At 65.7% G+C, this 21,122-nt stretch carries 21 protein-coding genes; 9 read left to right on the top strand and 12 right to left on the bottom strand.

Annotation, left to right across the window (positions count from 1 at the left end):
• Positions 1-88 precede the first annotated feature (88 nt).
• The 6 genes from ACOI2T_RS04535 to ACOI2T_RS04560 are packed head-to-tail and all read right to left on the bottom strand — an operon-like array spanning position 89 to position 4,885.
• Positions 89-664: a nuclear transport factor 2-like protein gene (locus ACOI2T_RS04535; RefSeq protein WP_409503905.1), complete on the bottom strand. Its 576-nt coding sequence runs from the start codon at positions 662-664 to the stop codon at positions 89-91.
• A 2-nt stretch (positions 665-666) separates the two neighbouring features.
• On the bottom strand, positions 667-873 hold the full coding sequence (locus tag ACOI2T_RS04540) for a ferredoxin (RefSeq protein WP_085142364.1): 207 nt from the start codon (positions 871-873) through the stop codon (positions 667-669).
• 5 nt (positions 874-878) lie between these two features.
• The gene (locus tag ACOI2T_RS04545; RefSeq protein WP_067846645.1) at positions 879-2,237 is read right to left on the bottom strand and encodes a lanosterol 14-alpha demethylase; all 1,359 of its coding nucleotides are present in this window, start codon (positions 2,235-2,237) and stop codon (positions 879-881) included.
• Positions 2,234-3,061 carry an SDR family oxidoreductase gene (locus tag ACOI2T_RS04550; protein WP_067846642.1) on the bottom strand — a complete coding sequence of 276 codons (828 nt, stop codon included), beginning with the start codon at positions 3,059-3,061 and terminating at the stop codon, positions 2,234-2,236. Before ACOI2T_RS04550 ends, ACOI2T_RS04545 begins: the two co-directional genes overlap by 4 nt.
• Positions 3,061-4,263 carry a cytochrome P450 gene (locus ACOI2T_RS04555; protein WP_409503904.1) on the bottom strand — a complete coding sequence of 401 codons (1,203 nt, stop codon included), beginning with the start codon at positions 4,261-4,263 and terminating at the stop codon, positions 3,061-3,063. Before ACOI2T_RS04555 ends, ACOI2T_RS04550 begins: the two co-directional genes overlap by 1 nt.
• Before the next feature lie 16 nt (positions 4,264-4,279).
• Positions 4,280-4,885: a TetR family transcriptional regulator gene (locus ACOI2T_RS04560; protein ID WP_409503903.1), complete on the bottom strand. Its 606-nt coding sequence runs from the start codon at positions 4,883-4,885 to the stop codon at positions 4,280-4,282.
• 189 nt (positions 4,886-5,074) lie between these two features.
• Between ACOI2T_RS04560 and ACOI2T_RS04565 the strand changes: the two genes are divergently transcribed.
• Genes ACOI2T_RS04565 through ACOI2T_RS04585 form a run of 5 tightly spaced genes read left to right on the top strand, consistent with a single transcriptional unit; the run spans position 5,075 to position 9,851 of the window.
• Positions 5,075-6,544 carry an aldehyde dehydrogenase gene (locus ACOI2T_RS04565; RefSeq protein ID WP_409503902.1) on the top strand — a complete coding sequence of 490 codons (1,470 nt, stop codon included), beginning with the start codon at positions 5,075-5,077 and terminating at the stop codon, positions 6,542-6,544.
• A gap of 11 nt (positions 6,545-6,555) precedes the next feature.
• Entirely contained in the window at positions 6,556-7,305 is a 750-nt protein-coding gene (locus ACOI2T_RS04570) for an SDR family oxidoreductase (RefSeq protein WP_067846630.1), read from the top strand.
• Positions 7,306-7,336: 31 nt separating this feature from the next.
• Positions 7,337-8,185 (top strand): NAD(P)-dependent oxidoreductase, encoded by an 849-nt coding sequence (locus ACOI2T_RS04575; protein ID WP_409503901.1) that lies wholly within the window; start codon positions 7,337-7,339, stop codon positions 8,183-8,185.
• 6 nt (positions 8,186-8,191) lie between these two features.
• The gene (locus ACOI2T_RS04580) at positions 8,192-8,635 is read left to right on the top strand and encodes a carboxymuconolactone decarboxylase family protein (protein WP_409503900.1); all 444 of its coding nucleotides are present in this window, start codon (positions 8,192-8,194) and stop codon (positions 8,633-8,635) included.
• On the top strand, positions 8,625-9,851 hold the full coding sequence (locus ACOI2T_RS04585; protein WP_409503899.1) for a hypothetical protein: 1,227 nt from the start codon (positions 8,625-8,627) through the stop codon (positions 9,849-9,851). The genes ACOI2T_RS04580 and ACOI2T_RS04585 overlap by 11 nt, the downstream gene beginning before the upstream one ends.
• 100 nt (positions 9,852-9,951) lie before the next feature.
• On the opposite strand, the gene ACOI2T_RS04590 is transcribed toward ACOI2T_RS04585, so the two are convergent.
• The 4 genes from ACOI2T_RS04590 to ACOI2T_RS04605 form a co-directional block, all read right to left on the bottom strand.
• Positions 9,952-10,308, bottom strand: coding sequence for a hypothetical protein (locus ACOI2T_RS04590; protein WP_067846619.1), 357 nt, complete (start codon positions 10,306-10,308; stop codon positions 9,952-9,954).
• Between the two features lie 98 nt (positions 10,309-10,406).
• Positions 10,407-11,624: a DUF6973 domain-containing protein gene (locus ACOI2T_RS04595; protein ID WP_409503898.1), complete on the bottom strand. Its 1,218-nt coding sequence runs from the start codon at positions 11,622-11,624 to the stop codon at positions 10,407-10,409.
• Positions 11,625-11,715: 91 nt separating this feature from the next.
• Positions 11,716-12,330 carry a TetR/AcrR family transcriptional regulator gene (locus ACOI2T_RS04600; RefSeq protein ID WP_409503897.1) on the bottom strand — a complete coding sequence of 205 codons (615 nt, stop codon included), beginning with the start codon at positions 12,328-12,330 and terminating at the stop codon, positions 11,716-11,718.
• Positions 12,331-12,348: 18 nt separating this feature from the next.
• Positions 12,349-13,617, bottom strand: a complete 1,269-nt coding sequence (locus ACOI2T_RS04605; protein WP_409503896.1) for a cytochrome P450 — start codon at positions 13,615-13,617, stop codon at positions 12,349-12,351.
• A 62-nt stretch (positions 13,618-13,679) separates the two neighbouring features.
• Between ACOI2T_RS04605 and purD the strand changes: the two genes are divergently transcribed.
• Positions 13,680-14,948 carry a phosphoribosylamine--glycine ligase gene (gene purD / locus ACOI2T_RS04610; protein ID WP_409503895.1) on the top strand — a complete coding sequence of 423 codons (1,269 nt, stop codon included), beginning with the start codon at positions 13,680-13,682 and terminating at the stop codon, positions 14,946-14,948.
• Here the strand turns inward: purD and ACOI2T_RS04615 are convergent.
• Positions 14,945-15,763: an alpha/beta hydrolase gene (locus ACOI2T_RS04615; protein ID WP_409503894.1), complete on the bottom strand. Its 819-nt coding sequence runs from the start codon at positions 15,761-15,763 to the stop codon at positions 14,945-14,947. The two genes, purD and ACOI2T_RS04615, sit on opposite strands and share 4 nt — an antisense overlap.
• Before the next feature lie 111 nt (positions 15,764-15,874).
• On the opposite strand from ACOI2T_RS04615, the gene ACOI2T_RS04620 reads away from it, so the two are divergent.
• Complete coding sequence (locus ACOI2T_RS04620) at positions 15,875-16,504, top strand: TetR/AcrR family transcriptional regulator (RefSeq protein ID WP_067846605.1); 630 nt, start codon at positions 15,875-15,877, stop codon at positions 16,502-16,504.
• 18 nt (positions 16,505-16,522) lie between these two features.
• Positions 16,523-17,962 (top strand): APC family permease, encoded by a 1,440-nt coding sequence (locus ACOI2T_RS04625; RefSeq protein WP_085142382.1) that lies wholly within the window; start codon positions 16,523-16,525, stop codon positions 17,960-17,962.
• Here the strand turns inward: ACOI2T_RS04625 and relZ are convergent.
• Positions 17,959-19,656, bottom strand: coding sequence for a bifunctional ribonuclease/(p)ppGpp synthase (gene relZ, locus ACOI2T_RS04630; RefSeq protein ID WP_409503893.1), 1,698 nt, complete (start codon positions 19,654-19,656; stop codon positions 17,959-17,961). The two genes, ACOI2T_RS04625 and relZ, sit on opposite strands and share 4 nt — an antisense overlap.
• 41 nt (positions 19,657-19,697) lie before the next feature.
• On the opposite strand from relZ, the gene purB reads away from it, so the two are divergent.
• On the top strand, positions 19,698-21,116 hold the full coding sequence (gene purB, locus ACOI2T_RS04635) for an adenylosuccinate lyase (RefSeq protein ID WP_409503892.1): 1,419 nt from the start codon (positions 19,698-19,700) through the stop codon (positions 21,114-21,116).
• Positions 21,117-21,122: the final 6 nt, after the last annotated feature.

Genomic DNA, 21,122 nt, shown 5'->3' on the forward strand with positions numbered 1-21,122 from the left:
GCGTGCCTTCCACTAGTGCCGGTGACCACAGACTAGAGCCATTAGTTACGTGCGTCACACGCACCCCCAATCAACTGCTTGGCCGGGATCACCAGATGGGAACCGGGGCCTCGCCGAGCGGGTAGTAGCCGGGCAGCTTCTCGCCCGCGAGGGCGCGCTCGATGCGTTTCTGCATGCCCTCGGAGAGCCTGCCGTTCTCCATGAGCTTCAGATACAGCTTCTGCACGTGGCCGAAGTCGAAGAAGTCGCGCTGCCACTCGATCTTGGGTTCGCCGTCGACGTCCGCCAGCCGGAACCAGCTCCCGCCGATACCATAGACCTCCAGTGCGTCGGCGTCGGTGTCTCCATCCGCTTTGTCGGTTCCGCCGACGACCTGCTTCCAGAACCCGACCACCTCGCCCTGCTTATCGTCGATGATGACCTTCTGGTACGGGTAGGTCCAGTTGCCCAGGCCCTCCATCTCCAGACCCAATGCGATGTCGCGGATCTCGTCGATGCCGACGCACATGACATCTTCCTTCGGCCCGATGTTCCAGCCATAAGTGGCGTCATCGGTGTAGAAGTCCGCCAACGGTTTCCAGTCGCCGGCCTTCTCGGCATCGCGGTTGACCTGAAGCCAGCGCTCGACCCAGTCCTCTAATTGGGCACGCTCGAATGACGCCATTGTCAGTCCTTTTCTTTGATGGAAATTGCCTGGGTGGGACACATTTCAACGGCCCGCTCGACATCCTCACGGAGATCGTCGGGTGGTTCGGGGTCGACGATCTCGACGACGCCGCGCTTGGGCACCTTGAAGACATCCGGAGCCTCCAGTTCGCACATGGCATGGCCCTGGCACAGGTCCTCGTCGAGTTCCACGCGGTAGCAACCCATACGCGTCAGTCCTTCACGCGCCTGCGGTAACGGACCTTGGCCGGACGGGCCAGCTGAACGACCATCTTCGAGTGGTCGTTGCGGTAACTCTCGGGCGGCTGCGACATCTCGAACTCATACTCGCGCAACAGCACCGAGAAGATCGCCTTGATCTGCATCTGTGCAAAGGCCGCACCCACACAGCGGTGCCGGCCCGCCCCGAACGGAATCCAGGTCCAGCGGTTGATCAGGTCCTCCTGCCGCGGCTTCACATAGCGGTCGGGGTCGAAGGCATCCGGGTCGGGGAAGTCCTCGGGAATGCGATTGGAGATCGCCGGCGAGGCCGCCACCATCTGACCCTTGTGGATCGGGAAGCCCTCCACCTCGAATTCGTCCTGAGCGACCCGCATGAGGATGATCAGCGGCGGATGCAGCCGCAGGGTCTCCTTGAGTGCGTTGTCCAGGTGCGGGATTTGGCGCAGCGCATGAAAACTCACCTCTTGGCCATCGGCGTAGAGATCGTCGAGCTCCTGCTGCACCTTGGCGTAGTACTCCGGATGGCGCAGCAGCTCGATCATCGTCCACGACGACGTGCCCGAGCTCGTGTGATGCCCGGCGAACATCAGCGAGATGAACATGCCCGTCACCTCGTTGGCCGAGAAGCGGGGATTGCCCTCCTCGTCCTTGATCGACACCAGCACGTCGAGCAGGTCGCGATCGCTCTTGTCCTTGGGCGGGTTGGCGATTCGGCCGTTCATGACCTCCTGAACCAACTCCACGAGGTTGGCCCTGGCCTCGTCGCGGACGCGGAAACTCTCGATGGGCAGGTAGGGGTCGACGTAGCAGAGCGGATCGGTGCCGCGCTCGAGCAGGTGGTAGTAGTTCGCGAACCGCGAATCGAGCTGGTTGCGGAACTTCAGCCCGATCAGGCAGGCAGTCGAGGTGTAGATGGTCAGCTCGGCGAAGAACTCCAGCAGGTCGATCTCGCCTGAGTCGCCCCAGTTCTCGGTCATCCTGCGGACTTCGTTCTCGATGGTCGCCGCGTGACCCTTCATCTGCTCGCCGCGCAGTGCGGTGTTGTGCAGCATCTCGGCCCGGCGCTCCGGGTCGGCGTCGAACACCACGCCCTCGCCGAAGATCGGCGTCATGAAAGGGTACGCCTCGGCCTGGTTGAGCTCGCTGTCGGTGGACCGGAAGAAGAACTCGTTGGCTTCTGCACCGGACAGCAGCACCACCTGCTTGTCGGCGAGCTGGAACCAGCCGGCGTCACCGCATTCCTCGCGGACACGCTTCATCAGCCCGATCGGATCGGTGCGGAACTCTTCGAGGTGGCCGTGCTCATCCTCGCCACCCGAAACCCGTTGCACCTCTTTTGTGATGGTCACTGGTCCGGCATCCCTTCTTCCCCCAGAGCCAGCTTCTGGCGGTCCTTGACCTCGGCCAGCGGGGCCTCGGGCTGAAGCTCCATGTTTGCGATGAACCCGCCGCGCGGAGTCTCGGCGACGAACGTGATCGCGCGGGCCAGGTCGGCCGCGCGCAGGAAGTAGTCGTGACGCGCCTGACCCCACTTGGCCCAGTCTTCGAGCGCGGGCCCGATCAGCTCGGCGGGCAGGCTCCAGCCCATCGAGGTCTTCGTCGGACCGGGGTGCACGATAGAGGCCCGCACACCGGTGCCCTCGAGCTCCATCTGGTAATTGGTGACCATTGCCACGAGGGCCGCCTTGGCCGCGCCGTAGGCGCCCATGTGCGGCCGTTGGCGAAGCGCCACATCGGATCCCACGAAGATCAGGTCTCCGCGCCTGCGCTCGATCATGCCCGGCAGGACGGCCGTCGCGACGCGGTTGGCGCCGATCAGATGGATCTGCACCTGCGATTCGAACTGCTCGGTGCTGATCGAGTCGAGTTTGCCGAAGTAGGTGTCGCCCGCGCCGGCGACGAGCACCTCGATGTCGCCGAGTTCCGACGTCGTCTGCTCGACCGCGGCTTTCACCGAGTCCGGATCGGTGACGTCGAGATGCACCGCGATGGCCTCGCCACCGTCGGCGCGGATCTTGCCGACGATCTCCTCGAGCTTTTCCATCCGGCGAGCGCCGAGCGCCACCGGAAACCCGTTGGCGGCGAGCTTGATCGCGGTCGCCTCGCCGATGCCGGAGGACGCGCCGGCGACGAGCGCGGGACGGCGATCGGGAAGCGGTTCAAAACGGGGCATTAACGTTTCTCCACTGTGATCGGAAGGTGCGCGAACCCGCGGACGCTGCTGGAATGCACCCGCACGGCCGCGGATTCATCCACTTCGTATCCGCGGATTCGCTTGAACAACTCGGTCAACGCCACCCTGGCCTCCATGCGCGCCAGGTGTGCGCCGAGGCAGAAGTGGGCACCGCTGCCGAAACTCACGAGCTTCGAACCGATGTCACGGCCGATGCGGTACTCGTCGGGATTCTCGAACGCACGCTCGTCACGGTTGGCCGAACCGGCCAGCAGCACCAGCACATCACCCGCGGGAATGGCGGTGTCGTAGAACGTCAGGTCCTCGACCACCGCGCGGGCCAGGATCTGGCTGGAGGTGTCGTAGCGCAGCGTCTCCTCGACCCACGGCGTGATGAGGTCGTGGTCGTCGAACACCGGCGCGAGCTGATCGGCGTTCTTGTAACCCCAATAGGCGGCGTTGGCAAGGAGTTTCGTCGTGGTCTCGTTGCCGGCCACCACCATGAGGAACAGGAACGCCATGATCTCGTCATCGGTGAGCTTGTCCCCGTCGATCTCGGCTTCCACGAGCGCCGAAGTCAGGTCGTCGGTGAGATTGCGGCGGCGCTGCTTGACCATGTCGGCGTAGTAGACCAGCAGCTCGCCGGATGCCGCGATGGCCGATGCAGGCACGTCGGCGACCCCGTCTTCGCGGTGCATGACGCCGTCGGCCAACGCCCGGATGCGCACCCGGTCCTCTTCCGGCACACCCATGAGCTCGGAGATGACGTCCATGGGAAGCTTGCCCGCGAAGTCGTCGACGTAGTCGAAGCTGTCGGATTCGAGTGCGGCATCGAGATGCTGTACGGCGATCTCGGTGACCCGGCCTTCCAGCTCACGGATGCGCCGCGGGGTGAAACCCTTGGAGACCAGGGTGCGCAGCCGCAGGTGGGCCGGATCGTCGAGGGCCAAGAAGGACATGACCCGATGGGCTTCGTCGTTTCGCGACACCGGATCCAGCGATACGCCGTGCTTGTTGGACAGCGCGGTGCTGTTGCGGAACCCCTGGACCACATCCTTGTGTCGCGACAGGGCCCAGAACTTGAGGTCCTCGTTGCGGTACAGCGGCGCCTCGTCGCGCAGACGCTTGTAGTACGGGTACGGATCCTCGTGGAAGTGATAGTCGTACGGGTCGAGTATCAGCTCGACCGTGGGTAGCGTCATCGGTCTTCTCCGAAGTTCATGGGGTGTTCTCATCTCCGAGGAGCAGGCCCACCACGTAGGTGAGGCGGTCGGCGATCTGGTGATAGGTGAAGGCTCCGCTGCCGGCATTGACCAGCGCGCCGAAGAACGTCATCTCCAGGGCCGACACGATGCGCGGATCCGCGTCGGGGCCCACGGCCGAGCGGATCCGCTTGTGGATCTCGGCGCCGATGCGGTCGCGAACGGCACGTACCGCCGGATCGCTGCCGCCGCCCAGCAGCGCCGTGGTGCAGGCGGCGGCAACCTCCGGTTCGTCCGCGACAACCAGCGTGAGGGCGCGGACCGCCTTGTCGACCCGCGTGGTCATGGAGTCGTTGACGTCGGTGAAGTAGGGGACCTGGCGCACCAGATCCAGGTAGACCTCGGCGATCAGGTGGTTCTTCGACGAGAAGTAGGTGTAGGCCGTGGCCGGCGCGACCTTCGCGCGGGCCGCGACGGCACGCACCGTGAGGTCGGCATACGACGATTCCCGCAGCATCTCGATCCCCGCGGTGAGGACCTTGCGGAAGGTCTCCTCCTGGCGTCGGTTGCGCGGCGTCTCGCTTACTGGCCCTGTGACTGCGGCCACTGCATCGCTGGACACATGTCCAAGTTATCCGACGATGCGTGCGATGGGCAAGTGTGGCGTCGTAAAAGCCAGGCCAGGCCGGTCTTTTCGCACCTCGATCGGCCGCCGGCCTGGGACACCCTTGCGGCTCGACATCGTCGGAGGCTATCGTTCGAAACGAGACAGCCGGACAGTTGTCCAGAATTCGTGAAGTGGAGTTCACCGATGCCGGTACTGGCCGATCGCCAGAGTCAACTGCTCATCGACGGCAAGCTCGTCGCGGGTGGCGGGGGCGTGTTCGACACCGTCAACCCCGCGACCGAAGAGGTGCTCGGCGTCGCGGCCGATGCCAACGCCGAGGACATGGGCAATGCCATCGAGGCCGCGCGGCGCGCATTCGACGACACCGACTGGTCGACGAACACCGAATTGCGGGTGCGGTGCCTGCGTCAGTTGCGAGATGCGTTGCGCGAGAACATCGAAGAGCTGCGCGAGCTGACGATCGCCGAGGTCGGCGCACCCCGCATGCTCACCGCGGGCGCGCAGCTCGAAGGCCCGATCGATGACCTCGCGTTCTCGGCCGACACCGCCGAGAAGTACGAGTGGCGAACCGATCTCGGCCATGCGACACCGCAGGGCATACCGACGAACCGGGTGGTGGCGCGCGAAGCGGTCGGCGTCGTCGGCGCGATCACGCCGTGGAACTTTCCGCACCAGATCAACCTGGCGAAGGTCGGCCCGGCGCTGGCTGCCGGCAACACGCTGATCCTCAAGCCGGCCCCGGACACGCCGTGGGCGGCCGCGGCCGTCGGCCAGATCCTCGCCGAGCAGACCGATTTCCCGCCGGGAGTGGTCAACATCGTCACGTCCAGTGACCACTCCGTCGGCGCACTGCTGTCGAAAGACCCACGGGTGGACATGGTTTCGTTCACCGGTTCCACGGCGACCGGGCGCGCGGTGATGACCGACGCGGCACTGACGATCAAGAAGGTGTTCCTGGAACTCGGCGGCAAGTCGGCGTTCCTGGTGCTCGACGACGCCGATCTGGCCGGTGCGTGCTCGATGGCAGCGTTCACGGTGGCCATGCATGCCGGGCAGGGCTGTGCGATCACCACCCGCCTGGTGGTGCCCCAGGCTCGCTACGACGAGGCCGTCGAGGCCGCCGCGGCTACCTTGGGCTCGATCAAGCCGGGGGATCCGAACAGCAAGCGGACGGTGTGTGGACCGCTCATCTCGGCGCGCCAACGTGACCGGGTGCAGTCCTATCTCGACCTCGCGATCGACGAGGGCGGCCGCTTCGCCTGCGGCGGCGGACGCCCCGCCGATCTCGACACCGGGTTCTATATCGAGCCGACCGTGATCGCCGGGCTCGACAACAATGCCCGCGTGGCGCGCGAAGAGATTTTCGGACCCGTGCTGACCGTGATCGCCCACGACGGCGACGACGATGCCGTGCGGATCGCCAACGACTCGCCGTACGGCTTGTCGGGCACCGTGTTCAGCGGTGACGACGAGCGTGCCCAGGCCGTGGCGGCGCGGATGCGCGTCGGCACGGTGAACGTCAACGGCGGCATCTGGTACTCGGCCGATGCCCCGTTCGGCGGGTACAAGCAATCCGGTGTCGGACGGGAGATGGGCCTGGCCGGCTTCGAGGAATACACCGAAATAAAGACCATCGCCACGCTGGCACAGTAAGGAGAACGTGAATGGGACAGTTCGATGAGAAGGTGGCCATCGTCACCGGTGCCGGCGGCGGAATCGGGCAGGCCTACGCCGAAGCACTCGCCCGTGAAGGCGCGGCCGTCGTCGTGGCCGACATCAACACCGAAGGCGCGCAGAAGGTCGCCGACGGCATCAAGGGCGAGGGCGGCAACGCGCTCGCGGTCCGCGTGGACGTGTCCGACATCGACTCGGCCAAGGACATGGCGGCCCAGACGCTTTCGGAGTTCGGCGGGATCGACTACCTGGTCAACAACGCCGCGATCTTCGGCGGCATGAAGCTCGACTTCCTGCTCACGGTCGACTGGGACTACTACAAGAAGTTCATGAGCGTGAACCTCGACGGTGCGCTCGTCTGCACACGCGCGGTGTACCGCAAGATGGCCAAGCGCGGCGGCGGTGCGATCGTCAACCAGTCGTCGACCGCGGCATGGTTGTACGCCAACTACTACGGCCTGGCGAAGGTCGGGATCAACGGCCTGACCCAACAGCTTTCACGTGAACTGGGCGGGCAGAACATCCGCATCAACGCGATCGCGCCCGGGCCGATCGACACCGAGGCCAACCGCACCACCACGCCCAAGGAGATGGTGGACGATATCGTCAAGGGAATCCCGTTGTCCCGCATGGGCCAACCCGAAGACCTGGTCGGCATGTGCCTGTTTTTGCTGAGCGACCAGGCGAAGTGGATCACCGGCCAGATCTTCAATGTCGACGGCGGACAGATCATCCGATGAGCGCTTGCGCGAAGAGCAGCGGGCACGGCCCATGAGCGACCCGAAATATGGCTACATCGGCCTCGGCAACATGGGTGCGCCGATGGCCAAACGGCTCGTCGAGTGGCCCGGCGGGCTCACGGTTTTCGATGTTCGCACCGAGGCGATGACGCCGCTGGTGGAACTCGGCGCGACGGTGGCCGACGACGTCGGCGACGTCGCGCAGGCCGACATCATCAGCATCACCGTCCTCAACGACGAGCAGGTGCGTGACGTGGTGGGTCAGCTCACCGAGCACGTCAAGCCGGGCACCGTCATCGCGATCCATTCGACGATCAGCCCCGAGACCGCGGTCGAGCTCGCAGACCAGTTGCGGCCGAAGGACATCCACATCGTCGACGCGCCGGTGTCGGGCGGCGGGGCGGCCGCGGAGAAGGGTGAGCTCGCCGTCATGGTGGGTGCCGATCGCGAGGTCTACGAACGCATCAAGCCCGCGTTCAAGCAGTTCGCGTCGATGGTGATCCATGCCGGCGAGCCGGGCGCGGGCACGCGAATGAAGCTGGCCCGCAACATGTTGACGTTCGTCGGCTACGCGGCGGCGTGCGAGGCGATGAAGCTTGCCGAAGCCAGTGGGATCAACCTGCAGCAGCTCGGCCGGGTGGTGCGCCATACCGACGCGCTGACCAGCGGTCCGGGGGCCATCATGGTGCGCGACAACATGGCCGAGCTGACGCCCGACAACTTCCTCTACGACTCCTTCACGCACGCACGTGGGCTGGGGGAGAAGGACCTGAGTCTGGCACTGGGACTGGGTGACGCTGTCGGCGTGGACCTTCCGCTGGCTCAGGTGGCCTTGCAGCGGCTGGCCGACGGCCTCGGCGTACCGCACACGAAGGAGTGACAGGTAATGGATGAACTGCGCCGCAAGGGCCTCGAGAAGATGAACGAGGTCTACGGCTGGGAGATGCCCAACATCGAAGGCGATCCGTACTTCGATCTCACGGTCGACCACCTGTTCGGCACCATCTGGACCAAGCCCGGGCTGTCCATGCGCGAGAAGCGGCTCATGACGTTGTCCGCGGTGACCGCCGTCGGATCGCAGGACCTCGCTGAGATCCAGGTCAATGCCGCGTTGCTCAACGGTGAGTTCACCGAGGAAGAGCTCAAGGACATCGCGATCTTCCTCACCCAGTACCTCGGCTTCCCTCTCGGCTCTGCGCTCAATGGAACCGTGTCGAAGGTTGCGGCGAAGCGCCGCAAGGCAGTCGAGAAAGGTGAGGCCGAGGACCGGCGGGCCAACGTCAATGCCGCGGTCAAGATGAATACGGGGACGACGCTCGATGACAAGTAGGTACGCGGCGCTGACGCACGACCAGTTGGTCAAGCTGGTGCCTGAGCTGCTGCTCATGGGCCAGATGATCGACAGGTCCGGAATGGCGTGGTGCATCAGCAGTTTCGGCCGTGAAGAGATGCTGCAGATCGCGATCGAGGAGTGGATGGCGGCGAGCCCCGTCTACACCAAGCGCATGCAGCAGGCGCTCAAGTATGAGGGTGTCGACGTCATCACGATCTTCAAGGGTCTGCAGCTCGACATCGGTGCGCCGCCGCAGTTCATGGATTTCCGCTACACCGTGCACGATCGCTGGCACGGTGAGTTCCACCTCGACCATTGCGGCGCCCTGCTCGATGTCGAGCCGATGGGCGAGGACTATGTGCGCGGCATGTGCCACGACATCGAGGACCCCACGTTCGATGCCACCGCTTTGGCCACCAACCGCAAAGCCCAGATCCGGCCGATCCACCGGCCGCCGCGCGTCCCGGCCGACCGGCATCCGCACTGCGCCTGGACGGTGATCATCGACGAGTCCTACCCCGAGGTTCCCGACCTTCCGGCTCTCGACGTGATCCGCCGGACTCGGGCCGCCCGAACCGAACTCGATCCGATCGATCTCTCCGACGAGGGTCAGGCAGACTACTCCGGCCCGTTGCTGTCGGACTTCGACTTCGCGGCGTTCTCACATTCGGCACTGGTCCGCATCGCCGACGAGGTGTGCCTGCAGATGCATCTGCTCAACCTGTCGTACGTCATCGCCGTCGGTGCGCGTGCCGGTTCGGACACCGCGCTCGCGACCGACATCTGCACCAAGCAGCTGATCGGCGTGGCCGGTCTCGGTGCGGAGCGCATCCACCGGGCGCTGGAACTGCCCGGCGGTATCGAGGGCGCGGTCCGGGTGCTCGAACTACACCCGCTGCTGAATCCGGCGGCCTATGTCACCGCCGAATTCGGGCCCGACACAGTCTCGGTGCGTCGTTCCCCTGCACATGAAGACGGGGCGTGGGTGTCGCTCGTGACGCCCGCCGAGACTCGTCCGCTGCAGGCCATCGTCGCGGGCGTCGACCCTCGTCTGAACGTAGAGGTTGTCGGCTCGGAGTCCGACTGGACGGCGCGGGTGTACGAAACCGACACTCCGGCAAAAGAATTCGGCGAGGTCGCGGTGGCGAAGGTGAGCGGCGGTGCGACGTTCCAGTTCGAGCCCAGGAAGTCGTTGCCGTTGACCGTGGTGTGATTGTGGTGCCCCGGCGTCACATCCGTCACATCCGTCACATCCGTACCTGTCCGGAAGTGCGGACACGGTTTTCAACTGCGATATCACGGGTGATATCGCTCTATTCAGGGAGCGTCAGCATCAAATAGCCGCCGCCCTGCGGATCCAGCATGACATCGGCGGGGAAAGTGACGCGGTGATTCTCCCCGCGCAGATAGTCGCCGCTGATGCCGGCGGCTTTGACGGGTTCACCGTTGAGTTCGAAAACCAGCAGGCTCGCCTTGGAATCATAGAATCTGCTCTTGATCACCGGCGCCCCCACGGTTTCTTCGATGAACTCGCGTTCGACAGACTCGTGGAACAAATGCACCTCATCCCAATCCCAGCTGGTGAAGTCGCTGAGCTTGCCCGCCTTCTGCTGGTCGACAAGATTGGCCAAACCGTCGTTGAGGCGTTGATCGTTGTAGTCGATGTCCATTGATGGCCTCGTTGCTTGAGATATCAGACCGCAACTGGTCAAGAAAAAGCACAGTAGTAGGACGCCTAGGGTTGCACGCACCGTTCTCGCCGCCACGATCAATATCCTCCCGCTGACGTTCCGTACCCGCCTGGCTGGCCGGGGTCATAGACACCACCTGGCCCAGTACCCGCCGGGTTCGGTGCCTGCCCGGGCACGGTGGATTTTGACGTGGTGCCTGCCTCGCCTTCCGGGACCGTATTGCTCCAGGCAAGTTTCTCGCCATCGCTGTTGGGTGCGACCACCACCGTGTCGCCTCTATTGACGGCCTGTTCGACAAGGTCTGCAAGTTCCTCAGGCGTCGCATCAGGATTGGCCACGGCGATGTTCCTGCCGACTTCGTTGTTGTACAGGTCCATCGCTTCGGCAGTGGCGGGGTTACCCGGCAGCCGTTCATGTGCCTCCGCGAAGTCGCGGGTCCATTGCTCGCCAAAACGTTGTGTCATCAATGCATTCCAATATGCGTGCCGGAATGCATCGGTGTGGTTATCGGCAGTGTCGTTAGCACCGTTCTGCGGCGGGAACCTTACCTTCGATTCCACCTCCGCAGCTTCTTTGGTCTGATTGAGGTCTTGTAGTTCCCACGGCGCGAGACTGTCCAAGATCCGCCCTTCAGTCGCGGTCACATGTTTCGGGCTGGTCAAGTGATTCCATGGCCATCCAGGCTCCCAATCAAGTGCACCGTCGGGGTCTTCGTCGACCTGGTACTTCCGCTTGATCTCCTCAAGCGGGTCTACTGGCGGAGGATTGCCCAGCGGATGGTCCAGTGCTTGAGCGCCCTCCTCTTTCCCCGCGATCTCGTCGTACTGCTTGCGAATGTCCTGGATGCGGCGGGCGATGGCGTCCATGTCATCAGTGGACTGTTGGATGACGTCATTGATATGGCCGATACCTTTGGCGGCCAGGATCAGGCGCATTCGGTCGCCGGACTGGTCGCGGGGGATTGAGGTGTCCATGTCGCTCACCCAGTTCGACAGGCTGTCGAGGCTGTGTCGGCCGGCAGCCACCACGGCCGCAGAGTTTGTGACTTCGGCACCCATGCGTTTGTCGAGGTCGGCGAGTCTCCCGTACGTCGCGGCGTGTTTCTCGTTCTTGGCAGCGTAGGCGTCGGCCGCCGAGCCCTGCCAGCGGTCGTCGGGGGCCGCGGCCTTTACCGCGGCTTCCATTTCCCGCAGGCGGGCGCTGCCGTCGAACTCCTCGCCGGTCGCCGGAACGCCCTCGCCGAACGTCGCGCGCGCTCGCGACAGCGTCGTGTAGAACCCGTCGAGCGCGCCCACTGCCCCTCCCGCCAGTCAACCGCTCATGAGTCTAAATCCGGTGGAAGGGGCCACCGCGCACGAATTCAGGGCACGAATTCAGGGCACGAATTCAGCGGCTGCTCGCGGGATCCGTGGCCACGACGGCCGTTCCCACCCAGCGCCGCAGATAACTGCGTAGCGCCTCGGCTGTACGTGGTGGCCGGCCGGGGTCGATGACGAATGACTGGATGATCCGCAGCAGGTGTTCGGCGAGTTCGTCGAGGTCGGCGTCGCGGTAGCCGAGGCCGGACCAGTCCACGTCGAATTTGCGCAGCATCGCCCGCGCGAAGTCCACGGCGACGTCCGACGTCACGGATTCGGTGTGCGCGTTGGGGCGGCCCGGAGCGATGAGCAGACCGATGTGTTTGTCCTTGGGCAGCCATTCGAGCGCGGTGGCGATCGCCTCGGCCACCGCGTCAACGGGATCGGTGATGCCCTGCAGATGTGTGGCAAGGCGGTCGAGGAAATCGCTGGCCGCGTGTACGGCGGCAGCCACCAAAAGCGCTTCTGTGCTGGGGAAATAGCGGTAAACCGTTTGGCGCGTGACACCCAGCGTGCGCGCGATGTCGGCGATCGAGAACTCGGCGCCCCGCTCATCGATCGCCTTGCTCGCGGCGGTCAGGATGCGCGCGACGGCCTCGTCGTCGGTGGCCGGTGCAGAGCCGGCCCAGCCGTGAGTGCGCATCCCGGCATCGTAGTCCAGCTACCGGTAAGAAACCTGCAGGTCCTTGACGCCGTTGATCCAGCCCGACCGAAGGCGTTGCGGCTCGCCGAGTTTCGCGATGTCGGGGATCTGATCGGCGATCTCGTTGAACATGAGCTTGATTTCCATCCGGGCCAGGTTGGCGCCGATGCAGTAGTGCGCGCCGTTGCCGCCGAATCCCAGATGCGGATTGGGGTCGCGCAAGATGTTGAACTGGAACGGGTTCTCGAACACGTCTTCGTCGTAGTTCGCCGAACTGTAGAACAAACCGACCCGCTGCCCGGCACGCACCGTGGCGCCGCCGATCTCGGTGTCGACCATCGCGGTGCGCTGGAAACAGTGCACCGGGGTGGCCCAGCGGACGATCTCCTCGACCGTGGTGGCCGGCCGCTCGCGTTTGAAAAGCTCCCACTGATCGGGGTTTTCGAAGAACGCGTTCATGCCGTGCGTCATCGCGTTGCGGGTGGTCTCGTTGCCCGCCACCGCCAGCAGGATCACGAAGAACGCGAACTCGACATCCTGGAGTGACTCGCCGTCGATATCGGCTTGCACGAGCCGCGTGACGATGTCGTCGGCCGGGCAGCGGCGGCGCTCCTCGGCCATGTTGTACGCGTAGCCCATGAGCTCGGCATTTGCCATCGTCGGATCGCTGTCGAAATCCGGATCGTCGGTGTTCATGATGGCGTTGGTCCAGTGGAAGAGCTTTTCGCGGTCTTCCTCCGGGACGCCGATCAGGTCGGCGATCGCGAGCAGCGGCAGGTTCATCGCGATGTCTTCAACAAAATTGCCGAAGTTTCGTTCCGCCGCCGCGGCCACGATGTCGCGTGCGGCCACGGCCAGCTTCTCCTCCAACGCGGCCACCGAGCGTGGCGTGAACAGTCGCGAGACGAGCTTGCGCAGCCGCGTGTGTTCGGGCGCGTCGTGGTTGATCAGCAGCGCCTTGGTGAGGTCGAGCTGTTCGGCGGTCACGCCTTCGGGCAGCCGCATGACCGCACCCTTTGCGTTGGTCGACCACACGTCACCGCTGTTGCGGGAGATCGTCTTGATGTCCTCGTGACGGCTGATCACCCAGTAGCCGCCGTCGTCGAAGATCGATTCGCCCTGCTCGTTCCACCACACCGGGGCGGTCTTACGCAGCTGTGCGAACTCGGCGACCGGGATGCCCTGCAGGAGGACGTCGGGGTCGGTGAAGTCGATCCCCGGGGGTAGGAGCGGAGCGACTGGGGGGAGGGCACCGTCCGGGCCGAAGGGGCATGTGCTCTGCGTCATAGTTTGACCATACACCTCGGTGTCAAGTGTATGCCCGCAGCTTGGGACTACGCTTTAGCTCCGTGCGCGTCCTCGTAATCGGATCCGGTGCCCGTGAACACGCCCTGCTCCTGGCTCTGCGCCGGGACCCGGAGGTCGAGGAGTTGGCCGTCGCCCCCGGCAACGCGGGCACCGAGGCCATCGCCGACCAATACGACGTCGACATCACCTCGGGTGAGGCCGTCGTGAAACTGGCGCAGCGCATCGGTAGCGACCTGGTGGTCGTCGGCCCCGAGGTGCCGCTGGTGCTCGGGGTCGCCGACGCCGTGCGTGCCGCCGGAATCGCCTGCTTCGGCCCGACCAAGGACGCCGCGCGCATCGAAGGCTCGAAGGCATTCGCCAAGGACGTCATGGCCGCGGCCGGAGTGCGGACCGCGGGCAGCGAGATCGTCGACAACCCGGCCCACCTCGACGCCGCGCTGGACCGGTTCGGGCCGCCTGCCGGGCAGGCCGCCTGGGTGGTCAAAGACGACGGCCTGGCGGCGGGCAAGGGCGTGGTGGTCACCGCCGACCGCGACGCCGCGCGGGCGCACGCCGCGAGCCTGCTCGACTCGGGCCACCCCGTGCTGCTGGAATCGTTCCTGGACGGCCCCGAGGTGTCGCTGTTCTGTGTCGTCGACGGTGAGACGGTGGTGCCGCTGCTGGCGGCTCAGGACTTCAAGCGCGTGGGCGACGGCGACACCGGGCCCAACACGGGCGGTATGGGCGCATATGCGCCGCTGCCCTGGTTGCCGGAATCGGTGACCGCCCAGATCGTCGACGAGATCGTCAAACCCGTTGCGGCCGAACTCGTTGCGCGGGGCAGCTCGTTCTCCGGACTGCTCTACGCCGGTCTGGCGATCACGAGCAATGGGCCCGCTGTCGTTGAATTCAACTGTCGCTTCGGCGATCCCGAGACGCAGTCGGTGCTGGCGCTGCTGGAATCGCCGCTCGGGCAACTCCTGCGTGCGGCCGCGACCGGTGACCTGGCATCGTTCGGTGAACTGCAATGGCACGACGGGTACGCGGTGACGGTGGTGCTCGCCGCGGAGAACTACCCCGGCCGTCCCCGCGTCGGTGACGTCATCCACGGATCGGAGGCCGACGGGGTACTGCACGCCGGCACCGCCCGTCGTGACGACGGGGCGGTGGTGTCCTCCGGCGGCCGGGTGCTGTCGGTGGTCGGCACCGGTGCCGACCTGCCTGCCGCACGCGATGCCGCCTACACGCTCATCAAGTCGATCCGGTTGCCCGGCAGTCACTTCCGTACCGATATCGGTCTGGCCGCAGCCGAGGGGCGAATCAGCGTCTAACCGACGAGCAGCGGCGCCATCCAGGTCAGCTCGGCGGGCAACTGGGAACTCCAGAACCCGCCGTCGTGCCCACCCGGCGAGAAGCCGCCTGCCGGCGGATTGGGCAGCTGCGCGATGAACTGCTTGGTCGCCGAATAGAACGGATCGCTGTTGCCACAGTCGATCCGGATCGGGATGGACCCGAGCGCTGGCGCACCCCACACGCTGTTGGCCGCGTAATCCTCGGCGCTGTCGAAGGCGCCTGGCGCGGCCGCGCCGGACGACGTCCACAGCGCCGGGCTGACGGCGCAGATCGCAGCGGTGCGGGCAGGGCCGAGCCGCGACCCGAGTAGCAGCGCGCCGTAGCCGCCCATCGACCAGCCGAGGAACGCCACGCGCGAGGTGTCCAGCCCCTGCTCACCGAGCAGCGGGATCAGCTCGTTCAACACCATCGCGCCGGAGTCTTCGCCGGATGCCCGCTTGTGCCAATAACTTCCGCCGCCGTCGACCGCGACGACGGCAAACGGCGGCAGGCCGGCCGCGACCGCTTCGGCCAACCCCTGTTCCACGCCGCCTGCCATCACGCCTACGGCGTCCTGCCCCTTGCCGTGCAGCGCGATGACGGGACGTAGGGCACCGGTCTGGCCCGGCGGGCGTGCGATGGCCCAATTCGTGTCGACCCCGCCACGTGCAGCCGACACGAAGGAGCCCGTGACATACGTCGGCGCGGCCGCGGCGGGAACCGAACCGAGGGCCAAGGCGCCTGCGGCACCGGCGGCCGCACCGGCGCCGAGGCGCAGCACGGCACGACGGGTCAAGGTAGGCATGCGGGCCATCTTGCCATCGTCGAGAACCGCAGCGCCCGATGGCACAATCCGCGGTGCAAAACCTGAGTAAAGCCTGATGATTGGCCGAAAACCTCATGTGACGCGGGTCATCCTGGCAGCATGATCGAGGTGACGGCAGCGGTCACTCCTAAGGGGGAGCGTCGGCGGTACGCCCTCGTCAAGGCGGCCGCAGACTTACTGTGCGAGGGCGGCTTCGACGCCGTTCGCCACCGTGCGGTGGCACGGCGCGCGGGTCTGCCGCTGGCGTCGACGACCTACTACTTCTCCTCGCTGGACGACCTCATCGCCAAGGCGGTCGAGTACATCGGGACGCGCGAAGCCGAGCAACTGCAAGCCGGGGTTGCCGCCCTGTCGAGGCGCCGCCGCGGGGCCGAGTCGACGGCCGACATCCTGGTGGACTTGTTGGTCGGCGAGTCCCCCGAATCACGCATCACCGAGCAATTGATCTCCCGGTACGAGCGGTACATCGCGTGCGCGCGTCAACCCGGCCTACGCGACATCCAGCGCCGTATTCTGCAGCAGCGTACTGACGCGGTCGTGGAGGTGGTGGAACGGTCGGGCCGGTCGGTCCGGGCCGAGCTCGTCACCGCTTTGGTGTGCGCGGTCGACGGAGCCGTGGTTGCATCGCTGGTGGACGACGGGGACGGGCCCCGAGCCAGTGCCCGTGCGACGCTGATCGATGTGATCGACGTGCTTGCGCCCGTCGACGAACGGGCGGTACGCGTCTGACCGAGCGAAGGAGGGGGCATGTCTCGACCCGAAACCGTTGAGCAGCAGCCGCAGTTGCGGCGCGTGATGGGCCCGGGCCTGTTGCTGTTGTTCGTCGTCGGAGACATTCTCGGTACGGGTGTATACGCCCTGACGGGTCAGGTCGCCAAGGAAGTCGGTGGCGCAGCATGGCTTCCGTTCCTCGTGGCGTTCCTGATCGCGACCATCACGGCGTTCAGCTACCTCGAGCTCGTCACCAAGTATCCGCAGGCCGCCGGTGCGGCGCTGTACGCGCACAAGGCTTTCGGCATCCAGTTCGTGACGTTCCTGGTGGCGTTCGTGGTGATGTGCTCCGGAATCACCTCTGCCTCAACGGCTTCGCGGTTCTTCGCGGTCAGCTTCTTCGATGCCATCGAACAGATCTTCAATCATGTCTTCACCTGGGAGAAGATCGGCGTCGTACTGATCGCGCTGCTGTTCATGGCGGTGATCGCGGCGGTCAACCTGCGTGGCGTCACCGAAAGCGTCGTGCTCAACGTCATTCTCACGATCATCGAGATCACCGGTCTGGCGATCGTCATCCTGGTCGGGCTGTGGGCGATTCTCAGCGGTGCCGACGTCGACTTCGGGCGGGTCGTCGCATTCGAAACCGCCGAGGAGAAGAACGCCTTCCTCGCGGTCACCGCCGCCACGTCGTTGGCGTTCTTCGCCATGGTGGGTTTTGAAGACTCCGTCAATATGGCCGAGGAAACCAAGGATCCGGTGCGGATCTTCCCCAAGGTGCTGCTGTCGGGCCTGGGAATCGCCGGTGTCGTCTACGTCGTCGTCGCCGTCATCGCGGTCGCCCTTGTGCCGGTCGGTGAACTCGCGGCCGCCAATTCGCCACTGGTCAAGGTGGTCGAAACGGCCGCGCCCGGATTGCCGTTCCAGCAGATCCTGCCGATCATCTCGATGTTCGCGGTGTCCAACACCGCGCTGATCAACATGTTGATGGCGAGCCGGCTCATCTACGGTATGGCGCGCCAGCACGTGCTGCCGCCGGTGCTCGGGACGGTGGCGCCGCGGCGCCGCACCCCCTGGGTGGCAATCGTATTCACCACGCTGATCGCCTTCGGGCTGATCTTCTATGTGTCGGCGTTCGCGAGCAGCAACGCCATCTCCGTACTGGGCGGCACCACGTCGCTGCTGCTGCTCGCGGTGTTCGCGACCGTCAACGTCGCGGTGCTGGTGCTGCGCCGCGATGTCCGTGAGGACGGCAGCCACTTCAAGACCCCGACGATTCTGCCGGTCATCGGCTTCATCGCGTCGCTGTACCTGGTGTTGCCGACATCGGGCCGCCCGGCGCAGCAATACTTCCTCGCGATCGCGTTGATCGTCATCGGTGTCGTGCTGTTCCTCATCACCATGGCGATCAACCGGCAACTCGGGATCCGCGGGCCCGGCATGATCGACCCGACGCACCTGAGCGACGCACCTTAGGGCTTGCCGCGTAAACGTTCGATCCTGTTCTGCAGCATCGGGATTCGATGAGCGTTGCCCTGCAGGCCAAGGTAGCGTTCGCCGAACACGGCCAGCAGTGCGTCGTCGAGGCGGCGCACGGCGCCCGGCGGATACCGGTAGTCCATGACGCGGTTGATCTCGTCGGCGTCGACGGAGTCGAGCACGGCCGTCAACGCATCCAGTGACGTGATGCCGAGCTCGAGCAGCAGCCCCGAGATCCAGCCGTAGTGATCGGTGCGCGACCAGCCGGCGTCGGCGTAGCGGTTGCCCAGGTAGGTGGCCAGCACGGGAGTCGGGATGCGCGAATCCGTCGAAAAGTCGGTCTCGTCCTCGGTCATAGTGGTGCGCAGGCGTTCCCGGATCTCGGTGAACTCGCGGTCGGCCAGCTCGAGCAGCCCGGCAGCCAGGGTGAATCGCCGGTCGAGCTCGGTGACGTGTTCGGCCGGGATCGATCCCTTGTAACGCACGTCGTGCTCGAACTCCGCCCAAGCATGCTGCAGGACCGTGCGGACCTGGATCGACGCGGGCTGCTGCTCACCTTCGACGCCGATCAGCAGATGTCTACTGGCATAACCCCATCGGCCCTCGCGCGCGGTCTCCGCGCCCATGTCGCGGTCGTCGAGCAGGCGCATCTCCTCGGCGAGCAGATTGGCGACCGCGTCGACATCCTCACGCAGGTACGTGATCACCCGCAGGCCAACCTGATCGGTGATCTCCACCAGCGGATCGGTGTACATCGGCTGACCGTTGACGGTGCGGGTGACCTTGGCCGCGAACGACTCCACGCTCTTGGTCCGTCCGGTGATGCTCAGATAGTTGATGCCCGCATCGTCGAGCAGGCTCGTGACCAGCTCGAGGTAGTGCGCGGTGGCGGTGACGAGCGCCGGGCGGCGCGCCGCGTACTCGGCGACCACGGGCGGCATCGCGGAGTGCGGCGTCAAATCCGGCGGCAGCGTCGGCGTCAAGATGTAGCCCGTATCGACGTCGCCGTAAATCGTGACGTCGTCGGGCCTGCGGAACGCATAGAGGGCGACGTACGCGCACAACACCGCGTCGACGGGATCCTCCGCGCGCCGCAGCTCGCTCTTGGTCGTCGCACCCTCGACGGATTGATACAGCTGCTGCCACTGCTCGTTGCCCGCCACGTGCAGCGCAACGTCGGCATGACGCAGCCCGGCGATCAGCTCCATCAGGCGCAACAGCTCCGACCGCATCTGCTCGAACGTGCGGCCCGGTTTCGACTTGTACTTCAACGTCCGGCCCAGGCGGAACAAGGAAACCGAGGCCGCGTGGGGATAAACCTCCAGCGCTCGCCTGGTCCGCGCGGTGTGGGGATCGAGGTCCAGGTCGAGCGCCGTCGCGAGCCGGGCCCCGCGCGGGGTGTCGGCGAATTCGGGCTTGCCGGTGTTCGACGGGTGCGCGCCCGCTTCGAACGCGCGGAAATCGCGATTGAGTGCGGCCTCGCCGGGCCGGTTCCCGGTCGGATTGGTCACGATCAGCGGCGCGTCGATGCCGACCACGCAATCGTCGCTGGTGAACGGCTTGACCGCGGCCAGGATGCTGGTGTCGTCGGTCTGGGCCGACACGTGCACGAGCAGGCCCTCCTCGTCGACGACGGCGACGCCGGTGGGCTTGCGCTCGCCCCAGGCGAGGTCCAGGCCAATGAAGTGCATGTCTCAAGCCTGCCTCACTCGGCCCCGTAAGCTGTGTGTTCGTGACGATTCCGAATGTTCTGGCCAACCGCTACGCCAGCGACGAGATGGTCGCGATCTGGTCGCCCGAGGCCAAGATCATCGCCGAGCGCCGCCTGTGGCTCGCCGTCCTGCGCGCACAGGCCGAACTCGGGGTCGCGGTGCCCGACGGTGTGGTCGAAGACTACGAACGCGTACTCGAGAACGTCGACCTGGCCTCGATCGCCGCGCGCGAGCGCGTTACGCGCCATGACGTGAAGGCGCGCATCGAGGAGTTCAATGCGCTGGCCGGCCACGAGCACGTGCACAAGGGCATGACGAGCCGCGACCTCACCGAGAACGTCGAGCAACTACAGATCCGCCGCTCGCTGGAGCTGGTCTTCTCGCACGGTGTCGCGGTGGTTGCCAGGCTCGCCGAGCGATCGGTGGTCTACCGCGATCTGGTGATGGCCGGCCGTTCGCACAATGTGGCCGCGCAGGCCACCACGCTGGGCAAGCGATTCGCGTCGGCGGCCGAAGAGACACTGATCGCGCTCACGCGCTTGCGCGAGCTGATCGACCGGTACCCGCTGCGTGGCATCAAGGGGCCGATGGGTACGGCGCAGGACATGCTCGACCTGTTCGACGGTGATGTCGGCCGGCTCGCCGAACTGGAGCGGCGGGTCGCTGAATTCCTCGGCTTCACCGAGGTTTTCACGAGCGTCGGCCAGGTCTATCCGCGGTCACTCGACCACGATGTGGTGTCGGCGCTGGTGCAGTTGGGCGCGGGCCCGTCGTCGCTTGCGCACACCATCCGGCTGATGGCCGGGCACGAGCTGGTGACCGAGGGCTTCGCGCCCGGACAGGTCGGCTCGTCGGCCATGCCGCACAAGATGAACACGCGCTCGTGCGAACGGGTCAACGGCCTGCAGGTGGTACTGCGCGGATATGCGTCGATGGCCGCCGAACTGGCTGGGGCGCAATGGAATGAGGGCGACGTGTTCTGCTCGGTGGTGCGTCGCGTCGCGCTACCCGACGCGTTCTTCGCGATCGATGGGCAGACCGAGACGTTCCTGACGGTGCTCGACGAGTTCGGTGCCTACCCGGCGGTGATCCAGCGTGAACTCGACCGCTACCTGCCGTTCCTGGCCACCACGCGCATCCTGATCGCGGCCGTTCGCGCAGGCGTCGGACGCGAAGCCGCGCACGAGGTCATCAAAGAGCATGCCGTCGCGGTGGCCCTGGCCATGCGGGAGAAGGGCCAGGAACCCGATCTGCTCGACCGGCTCGCCGCCGATCCGCGGCTGCCGCTGGATCGCGCCGCGCTCGAAGCCGCGCTGGCCGACAAGCAGGCGTTCACTGGCGCGGCGGGCGCCCAGGTCGACGGCGTCGTCTCAGCCGTCGACGATCTCGTGAGTCGCTATCCCGAGGCCGCCAAGTACACGTCGGGTGCGATCTTGTGACGTTGT

Origin of the sequence: Mycolicibacterium wolinskyi str. Jessa 2025 (assembly GCF_049241375.1) — a bacterium.
GTDB lineage: Bacteria > Actinomycetota > Actinomycetes > Mycobacteriales > Mycobacteriaceae > Mycobacterium > Mycobacterium wolinskyi.